The sequence below is a fragment of the Parafrankia sp. FMc2 genome (assembly GCF_041008525.1).
Taxonomy (GTDB): Bacteria; Actinomycetota; Actinomycetes; order Frankiales; family Frankiaceae; genus Parafrankia.
This window is the reverse complement of record NZ_JBFLUG010000018.1, coordinates 66,351-87,880: the sequence shown is the minus strand read 5'-3', so window position 1 is coordinate 87,880 and position 21,530 is coordinate 66,351. Positions and strand designations below refer to the sequence as shown.

Annotated in this window: 18 protein-coding genes; 11 read left to right on the top strand and 7 right to left on the bottom strand. The window is 73.2% G+C overall.

Annotated features, from left to right (window positions below; translation table 11 throughout):
* From AB1460_RS09520 to AB1460_RS09495, 6 genes are all read left to right on the top strand, one after another.
* The coding region (locus AB1460_RS09520) for a DoxX family protein (protein ID WP_368960405.1) at positions 1-550 on the top strand (550 nt) is incomplete at its 5' end.
* Between the two features lie 67 nt (positions 551-617).
* Positions 618-1,247 carry a DUF488 family protein gene (locus AB1460_RS09515; RefSeq protein ID WP_368960403.1) on the top strand — a complete coding sequence of 210 codons (630 nt, stop codon included), beginning with the start codon at positions 618-620 and terminating at the stop codon, positions 1,245-1,247.
* Positions 1,248-1,363: 116 nt separating this feature from the next.
* Positions 1,364-3,814, top strand: coding sequence for an endonuclease/exonuclease/phosphatase family protein (locus AB1460_RS09510; protein ID WP_368960402.1), 2,451 nt, complete (start codon positions 1,364-1,366; stop codon positions 3,812-3,814).
* A 452-nt stretch (positions 3,815-4,266) separates the two neighbouring features.
* A complete protein-coding gene (locus AB1460_RS09505) occupies positions 4,267-4,890 on the top strand; it encodes a copper resistance CopC family protein (protein WP_368960401.1) in 624 nt (207 codons plus the stop codon).
* A gap of 36 nt (positions 4,891-4,926) precedes the next feature.
* Positions 4,927-5,517: a copper chaperone PCu(A)C gene (locus AB1460_RS09500; RefSeq protein ID WP_368960400.1), complete on the top strand. Its 591-nt coding sequence runs from the start codon at positions 4,927-4,929 to the stop codon at positions 5,515-5,517.
* Complete coding sequence (locus AB1460_RS09495; RefSeq protein ID WP_368960398.1) at positions 5,517-6,764, top strand: Dyp-type peroxidase; 1,248 nt, start codon at positions 5,517-5,519, stop codon at positions 6,762-6,764. Before AB1460_RS09500 ends, AB1460_RS09495 begins: the two co-directional genes overlap by 1 nt.
* 159 nt (positions 6,765-6,923) lie before the next feature.
* Here the strand turns inward: AB1460_RS09495 and AB1460_RS09490 are convergent, their stop codons facing one another.
* The 7 genes from AB1460_RS09490 to AB1460_RS09460 all read right to left on the bottom strand — a co-directional run bounded on the left by AB1460_RS09490 (position 6,924) and on the right by AB1460_RS09460 (position 15,252).
* A complete protein-coding gene (locus AB1460_RS09490) occupies positions 6,924-7,358 on the bottom strand; it encodes a BlaI/MecI/CopY family transcriptional regulator (RefSeq protein ID WP_368960397.1) in 435 nt (144 codons plus the stop codon).
* A 361-nt stretch (positions 7,359-7,719) separates the two neighbouring features.
* Entirely contained in the window at positions 7,720-8,286 is a 567-nt protein-coding gene (locus AB1460_RS09485; protein WP_368960395.1) for a hypothetical protein, read from the bottom strand.
* 221 nt (positions 8,287-8,507) lie between these two features.
* Positions 8,508-10,391 carry an ABC transporter ATP-binding protein gene (locus AB1460_RS09480; protein WP_368960394.1) on the bottom strand — a complete coding sequence of 628 codons (1,884 nt, stop codon included), beginning with the start codon at positions 10,389-10,391 and terminating at the stop codon, positions 8,508-8,510.
* On the bottom strand, positions 10,388-12,160 hold the full coding sequence (locus tag AB1460_RS09475; protein ID WP_368960392.1) for an ABC transporter ATP-binding protein/permease: 1,773 nt from the start codon (positions 12,158-12,160) through the stop codon (positions 10,388-10,390). Before AB1460_RS09475 ends, AB1460_RS09480 begins: the two co-directional genes overlap by 4 nt.
* Positions 12,157-13,059, bottom strand: coding sequence for an ABC transporter ATP-binding protein (locus tag AB1460_RS09470; RefSeq protein WP_368960391.1), 903 nt, complete (start codon positions 13,057-13,059; stop codon positions 12,157-12,159). The genes AB1460_RS09475 and AB1460_RS09470 overlap by 4 nt, the downstream gene beginning before the upstream one ends.
* Positions 13,056-14,255, bottom strand: coding sequence for a FecCD family ABC transporter permease (locus AB1460_RS09465; RefSeq protein ID WP_368960389.1), 1,200 nt, complete (start codon positions 14,253-14,255; stop codon positions 13,056-13,058). The genes AB1460_RS09470 and AB1460_RS09465 overlap by 4 nt, the downstream gene beginning before the upstream one ends.
* Positions 14,256-14,265: 10 nt before the next feature.
* Positions 14,266-15,252: an ABC transporter substrate-binding protein gene (locus AB1460_RS09460; protein WP_368960387.1), complete on the bottom strand. Its 987-nt coding sequence runs from the start codon at positions 15,250-15,252 to the stop codon at positions 14,266-14,268.
* Between the two features lie 408 nt (positions 15,253-15,660).
* Here AB1460_RS09460 and AB1460_RS09455 point away from each other — a divergent pair, with 408 nt between their 5' ends.
* Genes AB1460_RS09455 through AB1460_RS09435 form a run of 5 tightly spaced genes read left to right on the top strand, consistent with a single transcriptional unit; the run spans position 15,661 to position 21,497 of the window.
* Positions 15,661-16,950 carry a YcaO-like family protein gene (locus AB1460_RS09455; protein WP_368960386.1) on the top strand — a complete coding sequence of 430 codons (1,290 nt, stop codon included), beginning with the start codon at positions 15,661-15,663 and terminating at the stop codon, positions 16,948-16,950.
* Positions 16,947-18,392: a TfuA-like protein gene (locus AB1460_RS09450; RefSeq protein ID WP_368960385.1), complete on the top strand. Its 1,446-nt coding sequence runs from the start codon at positions 16,947-16,949 to the stop codon at positions 18,390-18,392. Before AB1460_RS09455 ends, AB1460_RS09450 begins: the two co-directional genes overlap by 4 nt.
* Positions 18,389-19,348 carry a JmjC domain-containing protein gene (locus tag AB1460_RS09445; protein WP_368960384.1) on the top strand — a complete coding sequence of 320 codons (960 nt, stop codon included), beginning with the start codon at positions 18,389-18,391 and terminating at the stop codon, positions 19,346-19,348. Before AB1460_RS09450 ends, AB1460_RS09445 begins: the two co-directional genes overlap by 4 nt.
* Positions 19,345-20,553 (top strand): MFS transporter, encoded by a 1,209-nt coding sequence (locus AB1460_RS09440; protein WP_368960383.1) that lies wholly within the window; start codon positions 19,345-19,347, stop codon positions 20,551-20,553. The genes AB1460_RS09445 and AB1460_RS09440 overlap by 4 nt, the downstream gene beginning before the upstream one ends.
* The gene (locus AB1460_RS09435) at positions 20,550-21,497 is read left to right on the top strand and encodes a class I SAM-dependent methyltransferase (protein ID WP_368960381.1); all 948 of its coding nucleotides are present in this window, start codon (positions 20,550-20,552) and stop codon (positions 21,495-21,497) included. The genes AB1460_RS09440 and AB1460_RS09435 overlap by 4 nt, the downstream gene beginning before the upstream one ends.
* Positions 21,498-21,530: the final 33 nt, after the last annotated feature.

Here is a 21,530-nt window from a genome sequence, read left to right as displayed (position 1 = left end):
ACGCGCGACGGTCCGGGCCGCCCCGGCCCCACCCGGCGCGGCCCGGACCGTCGCGCGTCCCGCGGCCGTGTCCGCCGACGACCTCGGGCTCCTGCTCCTGCGCATGACCTTCGGCCTGCTGCTCGCCGGGCATGGCGCACAGAAGCTCTTCGGCCTGTTCGGCGGCGAGGGCCTCACCGCTACCGGCAGAGGGTTCACCGAGCTGGGCTACCACCCCGGCACCTTCTTCGCCGGGCTGGCCGGAGCAGGCGAGCTCCTCGGCGGCCTGGGCCTGGCCGCGGGCCTGCTGACTCCGTTGGCGGCCGCGGCCGTGATCGGTGTGATGATCAATGCGATGATCGTGACCGTGCCGCAGGGTCTGTGGGCAACCGACGGCGGCATGGAGTACCCGCTGTGCATCGCGGTGGTCGCGACCGCGGTGGCGGCGATCGGCGCCGGGCGGCTCGCGCTCGACCGCCTCTTCCGACGGCGCGACGGCGGGTTGCCCGAGATGGCGTTCGCCGTCGGGCTCGGCAGCCTCGGCGCGGCCATCGTCCTGGCGGTCAGCTGACGTCCTCCACCGGCGCGGCCTGCGCGGCTGAGCGACGCGGCCCTGGTCAATGACACGGCCCTGGTCAATGCGGTCGGACGCCGGCGGGTACACCGGCGGGGTGACTCCGGCGCCGGTTCTGCTCACCGTCGGCCATGGCACCCTGCCCGAGGACAGCCTGGTCGAGCTGCTGCGTGGCGCCGGGGTCGGGCTGCTGGTGGATGTCAGGTCGATGCCGGGAAGCCGGCACAACCCGCAGGTGGCGCGGCGCAACATCGAACGGTGGCTGCCGGCCGCCGAGGTGGCCTACCGCTGGGAGCCGCGCCTCGGCGGCCGGCGGACGGCCCCGGTGGACTCCCCGGACGTCTCGCTGGTGAACCGGTCGTTCGCCGGCTACGCCGCCTGGACGCGCACGCCGGCCTTCGCCGAGGCGGTCGACGAGCTGCTCACCGAGGCCGGAACAGTGCGGACGGCGGTGATGTGCGCCGAGACGCTGTGGTGGCGCTGCCACCGGCGGATGATCGCCGACTTCGTCACGATGGTCCGCGGCGGCCAGGTGCTCCACCTGCGCCACGACGGCCGCGCCTACCCGCATCGCACGACCTCCGGCGCGGGGCGCCGCGACGACGGCCTGCTCGTCTACGACGCCGGCACCCTGCAGCAGGAGGTCATCGACCTGCCGGACCTCGGCACCGCACCTACCAGCAGTGAAACGTGACGAGAAGAAATAGGGAACACATAGGGCAATCACGACAGTTCGTCAAATTAATACTTCCACCAGATCACGCCGGGCAGCATGCTCCTGGGATCACCTTCCCTTAGGAGCAGAGCACCTTGGCACATCTCAGCGCACGCCGCTGGACCACGGCGGCGAGTCTGTCGTTCGTGGCCGCGGCCAGCCTGACGGCCCTCCCGGCCCCCGCGAACGCGCTCTCGGCCGACGTCGTCATCTCCGCGGTCTACGGCGGAGGCGGCAACTCGGGGGCGGCCTTCAGGAACGACTTCATCGAGCTGGCGAACCTTACGGGCAGCCCGGTAAGCGTCGAGGGCTGGAGCGTTCAGTACGCCTCAGCGGCGGGTGCGGTCTTCCAGATGACGGCCCTGTCCGGCTCGATCCCGGCCAACGGCCGTTACCTGATCCGGCAGGCCGCCGGCGCGGGCGGCACGCTCGACCTGCCGACGCCCGACGCCACCGGCAGCGTTCCGATGTCGGCCACCTCCGGCGTCGTCGCCCTGGTCACCTCCGCCATCCCGCTGGTCGGCTGCGGCATCAGCTGCGCCACAGCGCCGAACGTCAAGGACCTCGTCGGCTATGGCGCCACCGCCAACGTCGAGACCCTCGCCGCCCCCGGGCTGACCAACACCACGGCGAACGCCCGCAGCGGTGCCATGGTCGACACCGACAACAACTCGGTCGACTTCACCTCGGGCGTGCCGAGGGCCACCAACACGGCCGGCGTCACCGTGACCGCCGGCGACCCGACCGACCCCACCGACCCGACCCCCGGCACCACCCGGATCCACGACATCCAGGGTGCCGGTCGGATCTCCCCGATCGTCGGCCAGAGCGTCACCAACGTGCCCGGTGTTGTGACCGCCGTCCGCACCACGGGCAGCTCCCGCGGTTACTGGATGCAGGACCCGTCGGCCGACGCCGACCCGCTGACCAGCGAAGGTCTCTTCGTCTTCACCGGCTCCACCACCCCCGCGGTCGCCATCGGCGACTCGGTGCTGGCGACCGGCCGGGTCACCGAGTACCGCCCCACCGCCGGCGCGCAGACGCTCACCGAGCTCGGCGGCCCGATCAACACCATCAGGCTGACCGGCGGCAACGCCCTTCCCACACCGACCCCCGTCAGCCTCGCCGACGCCTTCACCAAGACAGGCAGCCTCGAGGCCCAGCCACTCGAGCCGGGCTCGTATGCGCTCGACTGGCTGGAGGTCCACGAGGGCATGCGGGTCACCGTCGCCCAGGACACCCGTCTCATCAGCCCGGTGAACACCGAGTTCGGTGAGCTCTGGGTCACCCTGAAGCCGGCCCAGAACCCGACCCCGCGCGGCGGTTCGGCGTACGTCTCCTACGACGACCCCAACAGCGGTCGGCTGATGATCCAGGCCCTGGACGGCGCCCCCGCCGCCAACGTCGGTTCCACGCTCGCGGGTGGTTCGGTCGGCGTCGTCGACTACCAGTCGTTCGGTGGGTACGTCATCCAGACCACCGCCCTCGGCGCCATCACCGAGGGCAGCCTCAGGCCGCAGAAGGTCACCCCGCCGAAGAAGGCCGGCGACCTGTCCATCGTCACCTACAACGTCGAGAACCTCACCGCCGCCGACTCCGACGCCAAGTACGCGCGGCTGGCCCAGGCCGTCGTCGTGAACCTCGGCAAGCCCGACATTCTCGCCCTGGAGGAGATCCAGGACAACAACGGCACCGCCGGTGGCGGCGTCGTCGCGGCCGACCAGACCATCGCCAGGTTCATCGCGGCGATCGAGGCGGCCGGCGGCCCGACCTACCAGTCGCGTTCGATCGACCCCAACGACGGCACCGACGGTGGCGCCCCCGGCGGCAACATCCGCCAGGTGTTCCTGTTCAACCCGGCCCGGACGACCTTCGTCGACCGTCCCGGCGGCGACGCGGACACGGCCGTGACCGTGCAGAAGGTGCGGCCGACCAGCAACCAGATCATGCTGTCGGCCTCCCCCGGCCGCATCAACCCGACCAGCTCCGCCTGGAACGCCAGCCGCAAGCCCCTGGTCGGCGAGTTCCGGTACGACGGCGACAAGCAGCTGTTCGTCATCGCCAACCACTTCACCAGCAAGGGCGGCGACTACCCGCTCACCGCCGCGGTGCAGCCGCCGGCCCGCACCTCCGAGGGCCAGCGCGTCAGCCAGGCGACCGAGGTCCGCACCTTCGTGGCCGACCTCGCGGCCAAGAGCGGCAACACCGCTCGCGTGGTCGTGCTGGGTGACATCAACGACTACCAGTTCAGCCCGACCCTGGCGACGCTGACCGACAACGGTGCGCTGCTGAGGACGCTGATCAACGACCTGCCCGCGAACGAGCGGTACAGCTACGTGTTCGACGGCAACTCGCAGACGTTGGACCACATCCTCATCAGCCCGACCATCAAGGGCTACTCGTACGGTGTGGTGCACATCAACGCCGAGTTCTCCGACCAGGCCAGCGACCACGACCCGCAGATTCTCCGGATTCTGACCGGCTGTGGTTCCGAGCCGCTGCCCGTGCGCTGCCGCCCCGGCAGCCCCGTGGTGGATGTCGAGTAATCCCCGCTCGCAGTAAGAAAGCGCCCGTCCCTGTCTCGGGGGACGGGCGCTTTCTGTTTCACCGCGACAGACCAACCTGGAACCGCTCCACCCCGCTGGATGCGCTGGCCGAAGTGGGCACGCGCGATTGGGGTCCCGCCCCGGCGTGTGGAGTACATCTCGCGAAACCCGCTTCTCCGACAGCCTGTCGTACATCTATCGTCGCCCTGTCGGCGGCCGTCCACCCCTTGGCCGCAGCTGCCGTGGGCTTTGGCCCAGGGCATCAGAACGGCTCGGTCGCCGGTGAATCGGCGCCTGGTCCGGGGGTGTGGTTCCTCGCGGGTTTTTCGGCCACGGGGCGCGAGGCCGGTTCTTCGTGTCCCGCGACCCTCTTCGACGAACTCGAAAACGGCAGAACAGGGCGGTGGGTTATCGTGGGCATCCGGTGCGGCCGTTCGCGGCAGGGCATGGGTGTGACCCGCCGTGCCGCGGAGGTGTTCTCGGGCCTGCTCGTCGTGGCCGTGATGCTGGTCGCCGGTACGGCTCCGGCCTCGGCGCACAGCCAGTTGCTGTCGAGCAGTCCCACCGACGGGGAACGCCTCTCGCGGGCACCCGCCGCGGTCACGCTGCACTTCTCCGCCGACGTTCTCACCATCGGCGCCGTCGTGGTCGTCGCGGACGACGCCGGGACGGACTGGTCGCGCGGTTCGGCCGTCACGCAGGGCACGGCCGTCACCGCCGCGCTGCGCGACGGCGCGCCGGACGGCGCCTACCAGGTCCGCTGGCGCGTCGTGTCCGCGGACGGTCATCCGATCAGTGGCCTGATCCCTTTCGCCGTGGGCGCGACAGCGCTGGCCCCCGCTTCCGCGGGTGCACTGCCTCCGACCACCTCGGCGCGCCCCACCGCCACGTCGGCCGAGCCGGCCGCCGGCGCTGCCTCGGCCGCGGAACCCACAGAACCCACGGAACCCGCCGGAGCGACGTGGGTACGTGCCCTCGTCGTCGGCGCGGTGGGGGCGGGCGCGGCCCTGGCGCTGTTCTGGGGATACAGCTCGGTGCGGCGACGCAGCGGGCGGCCGGCACCACCGCGGCCGTGACCACGCCCTCATCACACAGAAGGAGTCCAGACGGACATGGTTGGTCTGACCGCTCGCCTCGGCGTGTTCGCCGGCGCGGCGCTGCTGTTCCTGGCCGGATGCGGATCGGACGGCGAGCCACCCGCCGCCGGGCCCACCGCCCGTCCGGCGGGTGCGACCATGGCGATCGAGGACGCCTGGGTGAAGGCCGCACCGGACGGCATGTCCGCCGCTTTCGGCGAGCTCCGTAACAACGGCTCCCAGGACGTCACCGTCGTCTCGGCGACCAGCCCGTCGTCACCGGAGATGGAGCTGCACGAGACGGTCGAGAACCCGACCGGAGAAATGATTATGCAACCCCGCCGGGGTGGCTTCGTGGTACCGGCAGGCGGCACCCTGACCCTCGAGCCCGGCGGCAACCACCTCATGCTGATGGACCTCACGGATCCGATCAGCGCGGGCGACGAGGTCGCGTTCACCATCACGTTCTCCGACCGCTCGACGTTCGCGTTCACGGCGCCGGCGAAGGACTACTCGGGTGCCAACGAGACCTACGAGGACGGTGACATGCCCATGGGCGGGATGGGCGGCGGGAGCGGCGGCGCGACACCGGAACCGACCGGGGCTCCCGCGGAGAACACCCGCTGATGGCGGCCGACCAGGGAGCCGGGCCTGGTCGGCGGCGGGCAGGGCCGAGCCGGCGGCTCCTGGTGGGCGGGGGCGTCGCCGCCGGTGGCGCTTTCACCGCGATCGGCGCGGACCAGATGCTCGGCCCGGGCGAGGACGCCCCGGTCGTGGCGCCGGTCGTGGCGCCGCTCCACGGCGGGCGGACCGAGCCGTTCCACGGCGCCCGTCAGGCCGGGATCGCGACGACGCCGCAGGCGCACGCGACATTCCTCGCCCTGGACCTGCACGACGGGGTCGACCGGGACGCGATCCGCCGCATGCTGCGCATTCTCACCGACGACGCCGACCGGCTCACCCGGGGCGAACCGGCGCTGGCCGACTCCGAGCCGGAGCTCGGGCTCGTGCCGGCACGGCTGACGGTCACCTTCGGCTTCGGCCCCGGTCTGGTCGCGCGGGCGGCCGGTGACGCGGCGGTGCCGCCGTGGCTTCGCGCGCTGCCCGCCTTCGCCGTCGACCGCCTGGAGCCGGCCTGGACCGGTGGTGACCTGCTGCTCCACATCGGCGCCGACGACCCGGTCACGGTCGCCCACACCACGCGGATGCTGCTGAAGGACTGCCGTGGCTTCGCCGCCCTGCGTTGGCGGCAGTCCGGGTTCCGCCGCAGTCATGGCTCCGAACCGACGGGCACCACCATGCGCAACCTGTTCGGGCAGATCGACGGGTCCGCCAACCCGACTCCGGGCACGGCCGAGTTCGACCGGCTCGTCTGGTGCGGCGATGACGACGGCTGGCTCGCCGGCGGCAGCACCCTGGTGGTGCGTCGCATCGCAATGGACCTGGACAAGTGGGATCGCCTGGATCGTTCGGGACGCGAGCAGGCCGTGGGCCGGTCACTGTCGAACGGAGCCCCGCTGACCGGCTCCCGGGAGCATGACGAGCCCGACTTCACCGCGACGACCGCGATCGGTTTCCCGGTCATCCCAGAGTTCTCTCACGTGCGACGCGCCCGTTCCGACAACCCGGCGGAACGGATCTTCCGCCGTGCCTACAACTACGACGACGGCCCGACGGGAGGCCAGGTCTCGAACTCAGGGCTGCTGTTCGCCTCGTACCAGGCCGACGTCACCGGCCAGTTCGTACCCATCCAGCGTCGGTTGGCGGAACTCGATCTGCTCAACGAGTGGATCACTCCCGTGGGTTCGGCCGTGTTCGCGCTGCCGCCGGGATGCGCGCGGGGCGGGTTCGTCGGCGAGACCCTTCTCGCCTGACCAGCTCAGCGCCTGAGCAGATCAGCGGACCGATCCGTCGGTGTGCCGGTGTGCCGCCGCGCGTCGTGGCCTGCGGCGGCACACCGGGTCGGTGCGATCGGTCGTGGGGTGCGGCTGTCAGCCCGCGACGCCCGGCCCGCGAGGCCCAGCCGGGGACGGTCAGCCAGGGACGGTCAGCGCGGCGCGAAGTACCTCCCGGTAGCCGGGCGGGAGCTCGCTGGCGAAGTGGCGGAGCACGTCGTCGGGCCGGTCCCCGCGGCGCAGGAAGTCGATCATCTGGACCGCGGCGTGCTGCTCCGCTCGCAGCAACGGTCGGTAGGCGAAGCCCTTGCCGTGCGGTGCACGGTCGGCCAGGCCTTTGGCGACCAGCCTGAGCAGGGTGGTCGCGATGGTGCTCTGGGCCAGTCCGCCCCCCAGGCGGTGCTGGACCGCAGCCGGCATCAGCGGTTCGCCGGCGGACCAGAGCAGGGCGAGGACAGCCCGTTCCAGTTCACCCGCGGCACGCCTGGTCGTGGATGCCGGGGGTACCGGCGGGACGGCCGACTGACGGCCGAGGCCGCCGGGCGCGGTCACGGACGGAGGTCTGAGGATCACGTTGTCTCCAGGATGAAGTGGTCCCGCGCCGGCGGCGTCCTCGCATCAACCGTCGGAGAGTCGTGTGGAGCACTGGCGTGACCGGCGGCTGCCGGAGCAGCGGACGGTGGACAGCCCCTGCACTACGACCCCGGTGACGACATGCGTTCAGCTGGCTTCGAAGCATGGGCCGGCCCGGCCGCGAGCCGGTGATCACCTGCGCGGGTGCTGCGTCGAAGCACAGGCCGACGTGCCGACGTGCCGACGGAGAGTCCGCGGTGTCGGCACGTACGACCGCGACTGATGCGGACGCAGCGGGGACGTACGTGGAAAGCTTGAGGTGCGCACGGGGCGGCCTCCGGCCGGGCCGTGCGTGAACGCGTCAGACCTGTGCTGGACGGGGTGGTCCCCGCCTCGCGATCGCGTGGCGCAGCGGTAGCAGCCGTACCGCCGGCGGATGCGGGAAGGCCGCGGGCGGCGGGCGGAACGCCGACGGACGGAAGGCCGCCGGGCGGCAACGCAGCCGCCGGGCAGCCCGCCGGGCGGCTGACGCAGCGCCACGCGCGGCCCGCCACAACAGCCGTTCCCCCGCGGCCAGCCAACCGGCCAGGAACAGCGCGGCCAGGACATGGCCCGCGATCACCGGTAGTCCGCCGTGGAAGAGCTCCACCCGCCCGTGCCCCGGGACGGCGAGGGCGGTCCCGGGGGCTGGCGACGCAGGGTGGTGGGCGTGTCCGGCCGCGCTCATCGCGAAGGCGACGTGCAGGCACACCTGAATGGCCAGCACCAGTCCGACCAGCCGTGCCGGTGAGACCCGGCGGGCGGTGACCCCCCAGCCCACCCGGCACGTCAGCAGAAAACCGACGGCGGTGACGGGCAGGGACGGCCCCGTTCCGGTGGACACCTCATGTGCCCCGACGGCGAGCCCGACCGTGAGACCGGCCAGCACCGCGCCCCGCGATGCCCTGCCGGCCGGCGTGCCGGCCCACGCAGGAAGACTCCGGCTCGATTCCGCCGGTGCCGGATCCGGGTGTTCGGGCCGAGCCAGGCACGGGCTGCTGAGTTCCCGTGTCACGGACCCGACCACAATGATCTATTCTAGATGGCGGGAATGGCCGGCGACACGGATATGGCGCGGCAGAGCCGGCGGAAGGCCGGGCAGCGGGCGGCCTACGGCGAGTCGCCTCGGTCGGTCGGAAGCCCGTCGAGCTGGACGGCGGCCAACTGGTGGTACACGCCCTGGCGCTGGAACAGGCTGGTATGGGTCCCCGCCTCCACGACGTGCCCCGCATCGAGAACAGCGATCATGTCGGCGTCGGCCACGGTGCTCAGGCGGTGGGCGATGACGAGGGTCGCCCGGCCGGCCCGGAAGCGGCGGATGCCGTCGAGGACCAGCGTCTCGGTCGCCGCGTCGAGCGCGGAGGTGGCCTCGTCGAGAATGAGGAGGGGGCTGTCTCGAAGCAGGGCGCGGGCGAGGGCGATCCGCTGTCGCTGCCCGCCGGAGAGGCTGAGGCCCCGTTCACCCACGAGGGTGTCGAAAGCCGTGGGGAGTTCGGTGACGAATCGGGTGACCTGGGCTGCGTCCGCGGCGGCGAGGATCTGCTCCTCGGTGGCGTCGGGCCGTCCCAGCCGCAGGTTCGCCGCGATGGTTCCGGTCAGCAGGTAGGGGTCCTGCGGAACGTAGGTGATGTGGTTGCGCAGGCCGTTCGTGGTCCAGTTCCGGACGTCGTGGCCGGCGACCAGCACGGCGCCGTGGTCGGCGTCGAAGAAGCGGACGGCGAGCGCGGCCAGTGTCGACTTGCCGGATCCGGATCTACCGACCAGCGCGACCATCTGCTCGGCGCCCACCCGAAAGCTGATCCGGTGGACCACGTCGCGGCCCGGGGCGACCCGGGCCTGACCGTCGGGGCTGATGGCCGTCGCTGCGCCGGTGAGCGGGTAGGCGAACCGCACGTCCCGGTACTCCAGCGCTGGTGCGGCGGCCACGGGCTCCGGGTCGGTGGTGACGAGGTCGGTGACGGGGGCGGGCAGTGCGAGCAGGTCGACGATGCGCCCGGCGGCGGCGACGCTGGTGTTGAGCTCGCGGGTGACCTCGACGACAGTGCTGACCGGCGCAAGGGCGAACGCGACGGTCACCACGACGACCGGCAGGTGCTCCCCGGGGAGGTCTCCGGCCCGGACCAGCGCGCCGGCGAGGGCCAGGGCGGCGAGGACGCCGAATCCGGTGATGGCGTCGACGAGGCCGGCGTGCCGGCCGGCGCGGGCGGCGTGGGAGTGGTGTGCGCGCACCAGGCGGGCACCCGCCTGGGCGAGCTGGGTCCGCCGCCAGGCGGCGGCGTCGAACAGGGCGATCTCCCGGGCGCCCTGGATGCTGTCGGTCACGGCGACGGTCACCTCGGACAGGCCTTCGCGGATGGCGACCCCGTCGGCCTCCGCGCTCGCCGTCCAGCGGCGGGGTGCCGCGGCGAGCAGGACCAGCAGCGGTGCGATGAGCAGCAGCAGCCAGGGTGCGACGACCGCGACGACGAGGAGGGCTGCGGAGGGGACGACGAGCGCGACGAGCAGCGGGCTGAGGGTGTGGGCGAAGAATAGTTCGAGGGCTTCGACGTCGCCGATCGCACGGGAGCTGAGGTCGCCGGAGCGGCGCAGGATCAGCCCACCAGGGGCGAGGCGGGCGAACGTCTCGTGGACCTCGCCGCGGACCCGGGCCAGGGTGCGGAAGGCGACGTCATGGGCCCAGAGGGTTTCGAGCCAGGGCAGGACACAGCGCGGGACCGCCAGCAGGATCAGCGCCAGCGCGACAGGCGTCAGGTCAGGGCGGCCGGAGCCGCGCAGGACGAGGCCGACGAGGTAGGCGCCGAGAGCGGCGGCGGCGATGAGGCTCGCCTGGTTCAGGATGCCGCAGGCGACAGCGGCGGCGAACCGTCTGCGATCGGGGCCGATGAGGTGCAGGAGACCACGGAGATCGCGCCATCCCCGGCCAGCCGCCGCCGAGGCAGGGTCAGGAGCAGGGGCAGGGGCAGGGGCCGCATGGTGTTCGTGCGCCACGGTCATCGGGGCGCCACCGCGCGGTCGGCCCGGGGGGCGGGAGCCAGGCCGCCGCTTTCGGGGAGTAGTTCTGCGGGCGGGCCCGCCGCCTCGACCTGGCCGCCGCTGACGACCGCGATGAGGTCGGCGACGCGCAGGGTGGAGCGGCGGTGCGCGATGACGAGGGTCGTGCGCGGCCTGGTCTGGGCGTCGAGGGCGTCGAGGACGGCCCGCTCGGTGATGCCGTCGAGGTTCGAGGTCGCTTCGTCGAGGACAAGCAGGTCCGCGCGGCGGAGCAGGGCGCGGGCGAGCGCGAGCCGTTGACGCTGCCCGCCGGACAGGCTTTCGCCCCGTTCTCCGATCACGGTGTCGGCTCCTGCCGGGAGGGCTGCGACGACGTCGTCGAGGCCCGCCTCGCGCAGCGCGTCGGCGACGGCGCTGTCGGAGGCGGTCGGGTCGGCGAGCCGGAGATTCTGGGCGATGGTGGCATGGAAGAGATAGACGTCCTGGCTGACGACGGCCGCGCGGGCCCGGGCCGCGGCAAGGTCGGTCTCCCGGTCGTCGATGAGGATCCGGCCGGATTCGAGCGGAAGCAGCCCGAGCAGCACGTTGACGAGGGTGGACTTGCCGGCACCGGACGGGCCGACGAGGGCGACCGTCGACCCGGCGGGCACCTGGAGGCTGGCACCGTCCAGTGCCGGCTCGGACGAGCCGGGATAGCGGGCGACGACATCGACGAACTCGAGGCGGGGCGCCGGCCCGGCCTCACCCGAGGGGCCGGGCCGCGCGCCCGCCCGATGGTCGCCGCCGAGCTCGTGGGTGGTGGGCGGCGCCGGCCGGTCGCCGACTGTCGGCGCGCCCCCCAGTTCCATGATCTTCTCGATGGTGGCGAGGGCGGCGTAGGCGCTGTGGAAGCGGCGTCCCAGTTCGGTGAAGGGGCGCAGGTACTCGCGGGCGAGGAGCAGAACGACGACCAGGCTGATGGGCGACAGCGCGCCGTCGAGAGCGCGGGCAGCGGCCAGCCAGAGGGCGCCCGCGGTGCCGGCCGCGCTCGCGAACGCCACCACGATCTCGAAGGCGCTGGTGGCGGCGACGACGCGGGTGGAGGAGACGGCGAAGGTCCGGGACGTGGCGGCGAGCTCGTCGGTGCGGCGGCGGTCGGCGTTCAGCGACTTGAGGGTCACCATGCCCTGAAGCAGGTCGAGGGAGTCGGCGTAGAGGCGGCGGTAGTCCCGGCTCCAGGTGGCCATCGCCGGGCCGGTGAGCCGGCGGGCGAACAGCGGAGCGAGCAGGATCAGGACCGCGGAGGCGGTGAGCACCGCGGCGACGAACGGGTCGACGGCGACAAGCACGACGGTCAGCAGGGCGGTGCTCAGCGTCGCGGAGATCAGCTGCGGCAGGAAGCCGCTGACATAGCCACGCACCGACTCGACGCCGTCCACCGCGACGGAGAGCACGTCCCCGGTGCGGCGCCCGGCAGTCGCATAGGGGCTGTCGGTGAGAAGCCGGTCATGGATTCGCGCGCGCAGCCGGGTGCACACGTCGCCGGCGAGGTCGGCGGCGAACCGCTCCCGGGCGGCGAGCAGACCCGTCCGCGCCACCTGCATGGCCGCGGCGCCGGCGAGCGCCGCGGCCACGACCGTCCAGCCGGTGCCGTCGACGATGCGAACGAGCGCGACGGCGGCGAGCAGTGCCTGGCCCGCGTGGGTCGCGGTCGCGGCGAGGCCGACCAGCGCGATGGCGGCGACGGTGCCGCGGCGGGGGCCGACGAGGGACAGCAGCCTCGGATCGATCACAGGTCACCTTCCTCCGGCGGGGATGCGGCTGTCAGCGGCCGGCGGGGTTCGCACCACAGGGCCCTCCGACCTTCCCCGAGGTCGAGGATGCGGGCATCGACACCGAAGACCGTGGCCATCAGGTCCGTGTCGAGCACCGTCCCGGGAGGGCCGCAGGCGACGACCGAACCCCGGTCGAGGACGGCGATCCGGTCGCAGTACCGCAGAGCCAGGCCCAGGTCGTGGACCGCGAGCACGGTGGTGATGCCGAGGTCGCGGACCAGTTCGAGGGCGTCGAGCTGGTGGCGGACGTCGAGATGGTTGAGCGGCTCGTCGAGGACGAGAACCTGCGGCTGCTGGGCCAGCGCGCGGGCGAGCAGGACGCGCTGGCGTTCGCCACCGGACAGTTCGCCGATGTCGCGGCTGGCCAGCTCCTCGACGCCGACCCGGCGCATGGCCTCCTCGACGATCGCGGCGTCGGCCGGGCCGGCGGGGGCCCAGCGGCGGCGGTGCGGCAGCCGGCCGAGCTCGACGACGTGCCGGACGGACAGCCCGGTCACGGTCTCCGGCTCCTGGGGCAGCGCCGCGGTGACCCGCGCCGACGCCGCCGCGTCCAGCGCGAGGAGGTCCCGCCCGTTGACGGTGACGGCCCCCGTGGTGGGCCGCAGCGACCGGTACAGGCAGCGCAGCAGGGTCGACTTCCCGGCGCCGTTCGGGCCGACGACGCCCAGTAGCTCCCCCGCCCGGACGGTGAGCTCGACCCCGCGCAGGACGCTGGCCCCGGCCAGGGTGACGGACAGGCCCGCGATCACCATCGTCGCCGCGGCACCCTCCGCCGGCCCGGGCGCCGGCGCCACGTCGCCGTCCCGGGCTGCCCCGGCGCCGCCCGGGGCCGTGGTGACGACCCCGTCCGCAGTCATCGCAGTGCCCCGAAACCGATGCCGCCCCGGGAGCCGCGGCGCAGCAGCATCCAGAGGAACAGCGGGCCGCCGACGAGGGCGGTGACCAGCCCGACGGGCAGCTCCGCGGGCTGGATCACCATGCGGGCCAGCAGGTCCGCCCACACCAGGAAGATCGCCCCGAGCAGGGCGCAGACGGGCAGCACGCGGGCGTTCTCGGCGGTCCGCAACAGCAGCCGGGTGAACAGCGGCATCATCAGGCCGACGAACCCGATGCCACCGCAGACGGCGACCAGCGAGCCGGTCATCAGCGAGGTGATCAGGAACAGGCGGACCCGGACGCGACCGGGTTCGACACCGATACTCGCGGCGGTCTGCTCACCCATCATGAGGGCGTCCAGGGTCCTGGCGGTCAGGCCGAGCATCGGCAGGGTCAGCGCGAGCACGCAGGCGACCACGACCAGGGACGTCCAGCGGGCGCCGCCGAGGCCGCCCATGAGCCAGAACAGGACCGCGCGGGCGGCCTGGCCGCCGGAGTCGTCGCCGATGAGCACGATCAGGTTGGTGATCGACTGAGCGATGAACGACAGCGCGACCCCGGCGAGCAGCAGCCGGGCCGTCCCGCCCTCCGGGCCGCGGCCGGCGAGCAGGAACAGCAGGGCGGTGGCGGCCGCGGCGCCGGTGAACGCGCCGGCGGACAGCGTGTAGACACCGGCGATCGACGACCCGGCGAGGGTGACGGTGACAGCCCCGACTCCGGCGCTGTAGCTGGTGCCGAGGATGAACGGGTCCGCCAGCGGGTTACGGAGCAGTGCCTGCAGAACTGCCCCGACCACGGCGAGCCCGGCCCCCGCGAGCGCGCCCAGCAGGACACGGGGGAGGCGCAGGTTCCACACGATGGCGTCGAAGCGGGCGTCGGCAGCCGCGGGCTCGCGACCGGACAGGTGCGCCCAGATCACCCGGAGCTGGGCGTCGACCGGCACGTTCACGGGGCCGAGCGCGACGCAGACCGCGACGCTGACCACCAGCATCCCCCCAAGCGCCAGCAGGACGAGGGCGGTCCTGCGCGCAGGCGTCAGGAGGGGAGCGGACCTGGCCTCCCGGCCGCGAGCCCTGGTCTCCCCCCCGACGCCGCTCGGGTGGTCAGCTCCGCCGGCCGGTGTGGTGGTCGCCGGTGTGGTGGTCGCCGGTGTGCTGGTCGGGGAGGCAGCCGTCACCGCGGCCTCGTCAGGAGTTCGGGTGCAGGGTGTCGGCGAGCTGCGCCGCGACGTCGGGGTTGCTCGGGCTGAGCGCGCCGAAGCCGGTGAGGCCGACGACGACGAACCGGTCGTCGCGCACCGCGGTGACGCCGGCGAGCGCCGGGTTGGCCTTCAGGTCGGAGATCTTCTTCTCGGCGGTGATGCCGGCGGTCCTGTAGTCGACGATGACGATCACGTCCGGGTCGCGGGCGACGACTTCCTCCCAGCTGGCCTCGCCCCAGTCGTCGTCGAGGTCGGCGAAGACGTTCTTCCCGCCGGCGAGGGTCAGCAGCTCGTCGCCGATGCCCTGGCCGCCGCCGACGGTCGGGGCGGCCTCGCCGGAGTCGAAGACCAGCGTGTCGACCGGCGGGTTGCCTGCGACCTGCTCGCGGACCTCCTGGAACTCGGTGTCGAGCTGCGCGTTCAGCGTGGTGGCCGCGGCCGGGTCACCGAAGAGGACCCCGAGCCGGGTCACGACGTCGGTCAGCGCGGCGAGGTCGAGCTGCTGGTCGCGGCACTGCACCGTGAACAGGCCGATGCCCGCGGAGCGGAACTGGTCGGGCTGCAGGTTGTTCGCCTCGCTGAACGTCGGGCCGAACCCGCCGATGAGCACGTCGGGACCGAGTCCGATCAGCGCCTCCTTCGACGGGTAGGCGAGTTCGGAGAGGACCGGGACCTTCTCGTAGGCGGTCAGCAGGTCGGGGTTGACGTCGTTGTCGAGCAGCGACGAACCGATCAGCCGGTCACCCAGGCCCATCGCGAGGACGAGCTCGGTGGCGTGCTGGTTGAGCGTGACCGCCCGCGACGCGGGTGCCGGCAGCTCGATCTGCTCACCGCAGCGCTCCAGCGAGACGGGGCCGCCGGCGGCCGGTGCCGCGTCGGCCTCCGCCGGCGCGGCGTCGTCCCCACACCCACTCAGGAGCAGCCCCGCCGCCAGCGTCGCCGCCAGCGCCCATGCCCCCCGCGTTCCCCGCATGTGGCCTCTTCTCTCAATAACAAGTTATTCGCAGTTGCGACATATTTGCATCTAACGCGTCGGTTGGCGAGATCGACGCGGGAGCGGGCCGCCAGGCCACCCCGTCCGGCTCGTCAGGGAGCACAGGCTGGGAAGGAGGTGAACGGACATGGACCAGGTGATCGAGGAGCAGTTGGCTCAGGTCTTCGAGGACGAGGAGACCGAGGCCGTGGTGAGCGTCGCGCACCACACCTGATCGACGGCCCGTCGTCGATCCGTGCCGTCCGCTGACCGCGCCTGACGTGGTCGGGGTGGGCGGCGCACAGCCGTGCGGCGCTCCGGTCACCCAGTGCACCGGGGCCCGCACGGTCCCGCCCATGGACCTCGGGAGGAAACGTGCGGTCCGGTCCCACCTCCGTGTCCTCACCCATGCAGTCCGCACCCCTGCAGTCCGCGAACGGCGCCGTGGATCCGGCCGAAGGGCGGACCGACCGGGTCGTCTACCGGCGGGGCACCCATCGGGCGCTCGCCCCGGCGGATACCTGGGCCTGGCTGCGCCCGATGCTCACCGACTTCGGCGTGACCCGGGTCGCCGACCTCACCGGCCTCGACACCATCGGGGTGCCGGTCTTCCAGGCCGTCCGCCCGGCCGCGCGTACCGTGTCCGTCTCCCAGGGCAAGGGCCTCAGCGCCGACGCGGCCAGGGTCTCGGCCGCGATGGAGGCCGTGGAGCTCTGGCACGCCGAGCAGCCTCTCACCGGTTTCCGGTGCACGGCGGCCGAGCTGGATCTGCCGTACCCGGTGGAGGCGCTGCACCTCGCCGACGGGTCGTTCGTCCATCCCGACCTGCCCCTGGACTGGCTGCCCGCCACCGATCTCGGTCCCGGCTCCGGCTCCAGCTCCGGCAACGAGATCGGTGGCGGAGCCGGCACCGGCACCGCGGTACCGCTCGCGCTCGTCCAGCTCGACCACACCAGCCGACCGGAATGGGACCCGCCGCTGTTCCACGCCACCAGCAACGGCCTGGCCGGCGGCAACACCGTCGCGGAGGCGACCGCGCACGCCCTCGCCGAACTCCTCGAACGCGACAGCCTCGCCCGCCTGCGTGCCGCGCCGGCAGGGTCGGCAGGGCCCGTCCGGGCTCGCCGGCTCGACCTGGCCACCGTCGACGCCCCGGAGTGCCGTGAGGTGCTCGACCGGTTCGCGGCAGCCGGTGCCGGCGTCGAGGTCCTTGTCGTCGACGACGATCCGGCCTGCTTCGAGGCGCGGCTGCGGTCGGCCGGGCATCCTGCCGTCTTCACCGGCTCGGGCAGCCACCTCGACCCGGCCGTCGCGCTCGCCCGCGCGCTCACCGAGGCCGCACAGAGCCGTCTCACCGCCATCGCGGGAGCCCGCGACGACCTGCCCGAGCTGCTCTTCCGCCCCCGGCTCGGCCCGCCCCCGACTGGTGCGACCGCCCCCCGCGCGGTGCCCGTGGGTGGCGACGAGCCCTGGTCCGCGGTGTCGGCCGGTGACAGGCGCACCAGTGGCGACCTCGCCGCGGACGTCGACCGCCTCGCCGCCGCGGCACGGCGGCGGGGCGGGTTCGCGCCCCTGCGGGTGGTGCTGCCCACCCCGGCGGGTGTCCCCGTGGTGAAGGTGATCGGGCCAGGTCTGCGCTTCGACGCCCGGACCGAGGTCGCCCACCCGGGTCGCAGTGCCACGGGTGGTCCGCGATGAGCATGCATGTCTTCGCCGGGCCGTCCGTAGACGCGGCCACCGTGCACAGCCTGCTGCCCGAGGCGGTCGTCCATCCACCGATCGCGCACGGCGATCTCGCCCGCGTCGACATCGGCCCGTCCGACACCGTGGTGATCCTCGACGGGGTGTTCTTCCAGACCGCGCCGGTGCGTCACAAGGAGATCTGCGAGCTGCTCGCGGCCGGGGTCACCGTCCACGGGGCGGCCAGCATGGGTGCGTTGCGCGCCGCCGAGCTCGCACCGTTCGGGATGCTCGGTTCCGGGGTGGTCTACCGGCTGTACAGCGGCGGGATCCTCGACGCCGACGACGAGGTCGCGCTCGTCCACACCGCCCCGGAGGTGGGTGCGCGCCCGCTCACGGTCGCCCTCGTCTCGGTCCGGGTGGCGCTGCGGCGCCTTGTCCATCGCCGCGTTCTCGGACGGGCAGGCGAGGATCAGCTGGTGAACGCGGCACGCGCGATCCCGTTCACAGAACGCACCTGGCCCGCGGTCCTCGCCCGTGCGGCGGCCGGTGACGGACCGCTGCCAGGACCGGTCGCCGCGGCCGTTCGCGCGCACGTCACCCAGCCGCCAGCCAGCTGGGACGTCAAGACGCAGGACGCGCTCCGGCTGCTCCACCGCTTCGCGGCGGGGCCCGTCCGCCCGGTCCCGGCCGGTGGCCCGTCGATCTGTGGCCCGTCGATCGGCGGCCCATCGATCGGCGGCCCATCGGTCAGCGCAGCCCGTTCCGTTCCCCGGACCACGCATGTCGACCAGTGGTCCCGGGTGGCCAGACCGGAGTCGACCCGCCGGCTCACCGCCGCCCAGCTGTTCGCGGCCGACTATCCGGCCCTGCACCGCGAGGCCGTTCTGCGCCTCCTCACCGCGGCTCCCACAGCTGCCGGCGGAGGCCTCGACCAACTCGCCGTCGACATCGCGCGTTCCCGCGGTCTGCTCCCGCCCGCGCACCGGCCACTGCCTGCCAGGCTCTCCCACTGGCTCACAGCTGACGCGGGTCACACCGCGGGCGGAGCGGGAGACAGCGGGACGGCGCTGCTCGCGACGATCCTGGCGCGCTCCTACCGGTGGCATCCCGCCACCGCGCCCTGGGACCAACTGACCACCGCGGTCACCGACGCCGACACCGAGGGCTGGCTGGACAAGCTCCTCGCCGAGGTCGAGGAGTTCAACGCAGCCCTCGTCGAACGGGGCCGGGACCTCGGCCGGGTCGCCCCCGCCGCGGTCGACCACCAGTGCCGGCGCTGGTGGTCAACGCCGAGCCTCGCCCCCGCCCTCTACGACCGGGGCTTCACCAACCGCGACGACCTGACCGCCCGAGCGGCCTGGTTCTGCCCCTACATGGCCGTCCGCGCTCCCTGGCAGCGGGCCCTGGGCGACCCGGTGCCGCAGCAGACCGCACTCACCGCCGGGAGCGTGCCATGATCCTCGAACGTCTGGTCGGTGACGTCGCCACGCTGCAGAAGGTCTGGGAGGACCGCCCCGCGCACTTCACCGGTCTCGGCGCCTTCGATGACGTCTTCAACCTCGGCCTCGCCGAGGACCTCATCGTCAGCCGTGGCCTGCGCCTGCCCTACCTACGGCTGGTGCGGGACGGCTCCTACCTGCCGGTGGCGCGCTTCACCCACCGCACCGGCACCGGGGCGGGCAGCGCCGACGGTGTCGCCGACCCCGACGCGGTGCTCCGCGAGATCCACGCCGGTGCCACGGTCGTGCTGCGCGGGCTCACCCGCTACTGCCCCACAGTGGCCGACGTCTGCCACACGTTGTCGGGCGAGCTCGGCTTCGACACCAGTGCGGGGGCCTACCTGACCCCGGCGCATGCCCGCGGCGCCGGGCTGCACTTCGACCCGATGTCGGTCCTCGTCCGCCAGGTCCACGGGGTGAAGCACTGGCGCATCCACGCCCCCGAGCACCGCTGGCCGGTCGGCCCGCCCCAGGCGGGCGGCCCGCCGGTCACACCGGTCGTCATGGAGCTGAGCCTGGGCCCCGGCGACTGTCTCTACCTTCCGCGCGGCTACCTCCACGACGCCTGGACGACTGACGAGATGTCGGTCCACATCACCTTCAGCGGTGATGTTCCCCCCACCTGGGTCGACGTCGCGCACCTGCTCGTTGACCAGGCCGCCGCCGACGAACGGCTACGCGAGGGCCTGCCGTGGCGCTTCGACGCCGAACCGGACGCTCTCCTGGCACAGGTCCGCGACAAGCTCGACGTCCTGCGCGAGCTGCTCGCCACGGTCGACCCGGGCACGCTCGCGGCCGGCCTCGCCACCCGCCACGGCACCACCTCGGCACCGTCGCCCCGGGGCCAGCTCGCCACCATGCTCCGCCGTCCCGGGACGACCGGGGCGACCGGGGCAACCGGGCCGGCCGGGTGAACCGCGGCTACCACCGGCTGCTGGCCGCCGCCGCCCTGTCGAACCTCGGCGACGGCATCCGCCTGGTCGCCGTCCCGCTGGTCGCCGTGGCGTCGTCCGACGACCCGCTCGTCGTCGCCGGTCTGACCGCCGCCGGCTACCTGCCCTGGGCGCTGTTCGGGCTCCCCATCGGCGCGCTCGTCGACCGCCACCGCCCCGAGAAGGTGATGGCCGCGGCCAACGCCAGCCGGCTGCTCCTGCTCATCGCCCTCGCGCTCGTGGCCTCCTCCGGGACGATCCCGCTCCTGGTCAGCATCGTGTTCGTCCTCGGCGTCGGCGAGGCCGCCTACGACAACGCCGCGCAGTCCCTGCTGCCCCGCCTCGTCGCCGACAGCAGCCTGGAGCACGCCAACGGCCGGCTCGTCACCCTCGAGCGCACCGGGCAGGACGTCATCGGGCCGGCGCTCGCCGGCCTGCTGGTGGCGTGGGCGGTGGGCGCGCCGTTCGCCGTCAACGCCGTCCTGCTGGCCGTCGCGCTCGCGCTGCTGGCCGGCATCCGAACACCGCCGCCCCCCGCGCCGGCGGAACCGACACGCCTGCGGCGCGAGGTCACCGAAGGTGTCAACTGGCTGTGGCAGTCGCATCCCGTACGCCGGATCGTTCTCGCCGGGGCCGTGCTCACCTTCCTGACCATGTTCTGGGAGTCCACCCTCGTCCTGCTCGCCGTCGACCGGATCGGCCTGTCCACCTCGGCGGTCGGCTGGATGCTCGCCATCGGCGCCCTGGGTGGCACGGTCGGCGGTCTCGCCACGCCCCGCATCGTGAGCCGCGTCCCCGCCCACGATCTGCTGCCCGCCGTCCCGCTGTGCTGCGGTGTGGCCGTCCTGGCCCTCGCCGCCTGGCCCACCGCCGTGCTCGCCGGCGCGGCCTGGGGCCTCACCGGTTTCACCTTCTCCGTCTGGAACGTGCTGTCCACCTCGCTGCGGCAGCGCACCGTGCCCGCCGGGCTCCTGGGCCGGGTGAACGCCGCGAACCGCGTCATCTCGATGATCGCCGTACCAGCCGGAGCCGTCGCAGGCGGAGCTGTCGCCGCTGCGCTGACACTCACCGCTCCCCTGTGGGGATCCGCTGCCGGCCTTCTCGCCCTCGGCACCGCGCTGCTCGCACACCGGGCCGAGCCCGTGGCCGCCCCTGTCACCGGGCCTGGCGATCGGGCCCTGCGGTGACGGCCCCGCCTGCTCAGCCACCGCCCGCCGGCAGATCCACGGCCCAGAACGGGAAGACTTCTCCCGACGCGTCAGTCATTCTCCCGCCGTTCCGCCGGCTCCTCGGCAGCTTTCCGGGCCTGACCGTCACCGGCCCCTACAACGAGCCCTTCGAACCACTCATCAGCCGCCTGGTCGCCGACGTCCGCTGGGATCTGCCCACCTTCGAAGCCATCGCCCGCGACCGAGCGGGCACCGTCCTCGACATCGGCTGCGGTCGAGGACGCGTCAGCCTGGCCCTCGCCCGGGCTGGTCTCGACGTGACAGCGGTCGACACCAGCCGCCCCGCTCTGCGCCGACTCGCCCTCGGCGCCCACGCCGAGGGACTGAGCCACCGCATCCGCGCCGTACACGCCGACATCCTCGATCCGACTCCCGGCCCGCGAGGCGGACCCGGCCTCGGCACCGGCCATACGACAGCCGTCATCGGCGACATGTCGATCAACATCTTCGCCGAACCGGGCACGGTACGTGGACTGCTCACCTCCGTACGCCGACGCCTCGCCCCGACCGGCGTGTTCTGCCTGCCCGTACTCACCGACGCCGCCCTCAGCTGCTACCGGGACCGTAACGGCCTGACAGTCACCACCGCCACCGACGACGAAGGCCGGCACCACCTGCTGTTCGGTGTGACCCGCTTCGCCGACGCGCCGCGTGGCCCCCACGTCGACAGACCCCTGCCGCCCGTCTTCACCCGCACCTTCTTCGTGCAGCGCATGGACGGGCGCGGCGAGCTCCAGGCCTGTCTCGCCGGCGCCCGCGAGCGCCTCTGGACCGAGACCGCGCTGACCCCTCATCTCACCGCGGCGGGCTTCCGTGTCGCCGAACGGACGACGGTCGTCGCCCGTGACGACGCCTTCGGGCGTGTCGATGTCGACATCCTCGTCCTGCACGTCGCGGGCTGACATCCGCCGCGTCCGCGGGCACCTCGACCAGTC

Coding starts and splice junctions, on each gene's coding strand:
- AB1460_RS09515 (WP_368960403.1), top strand. CDS start 618: ATGCGGTCGGACGCCGGCGGGTACACCGGCGGGGTGACTCCGGCGCCG.
- AB1460_RS09445 (WP_368960384.1), top strand. CDS start 18,389: ATGATCCTCGAACGTCTGGTCGGTGACGTCGCCACGCTGCAGAAGGTC.
- AB1460_RS09450 (WP_368960385.1), top strand. CDS start 16,947: ATGAGCATGCATGTCTTCGCCGGGCCGTCCGTAGACGCGGCCACCGTG.
- AB1460_RS09470 (WP_368960391.1), bottom strand. CDS start 13,059: ATGACTGCGGACGGGGTCGTCACCACGGCCCCGGGCGGCGCCGGGGCA.
- AB1460_RS09480 (WP_368960394.1), bottom strand. CDS start 10,391: ATGACCGTGGCGCACGAACACCATGCGGCCCCTGCCCCTGCCCCTGCT.
- AB1460_RS09455 (WP_368960386.1), top strand. CDS start 15,661: ATGCAGTCCGCACCCCTGCAGTCCGCGAACGGCGCCGTGGATCCGGCC.
- AB1460_RS09460 (WP_368960387.1), bottom strand. CDS start 15,252: ATGCGGGGAACGCGGGGGGCATGGGCGCTGGCGGCGACGCTGGCGGCG.
- AB1460_RS09500 (WP_368960400.1), top strand. CDS start 4,927: ATGGTTGGTCTGACCGCTCGCCTCGGCGTGTTCGCCGGCGCGGCGCTG.
- AB1460_RS09495 (WP_368960398.1), top strand. CDS start 5,517: ATGGCGGCCGACCAGGGAGCCGGGCCTGGTCGGCGGCGGGCAGGGCCG.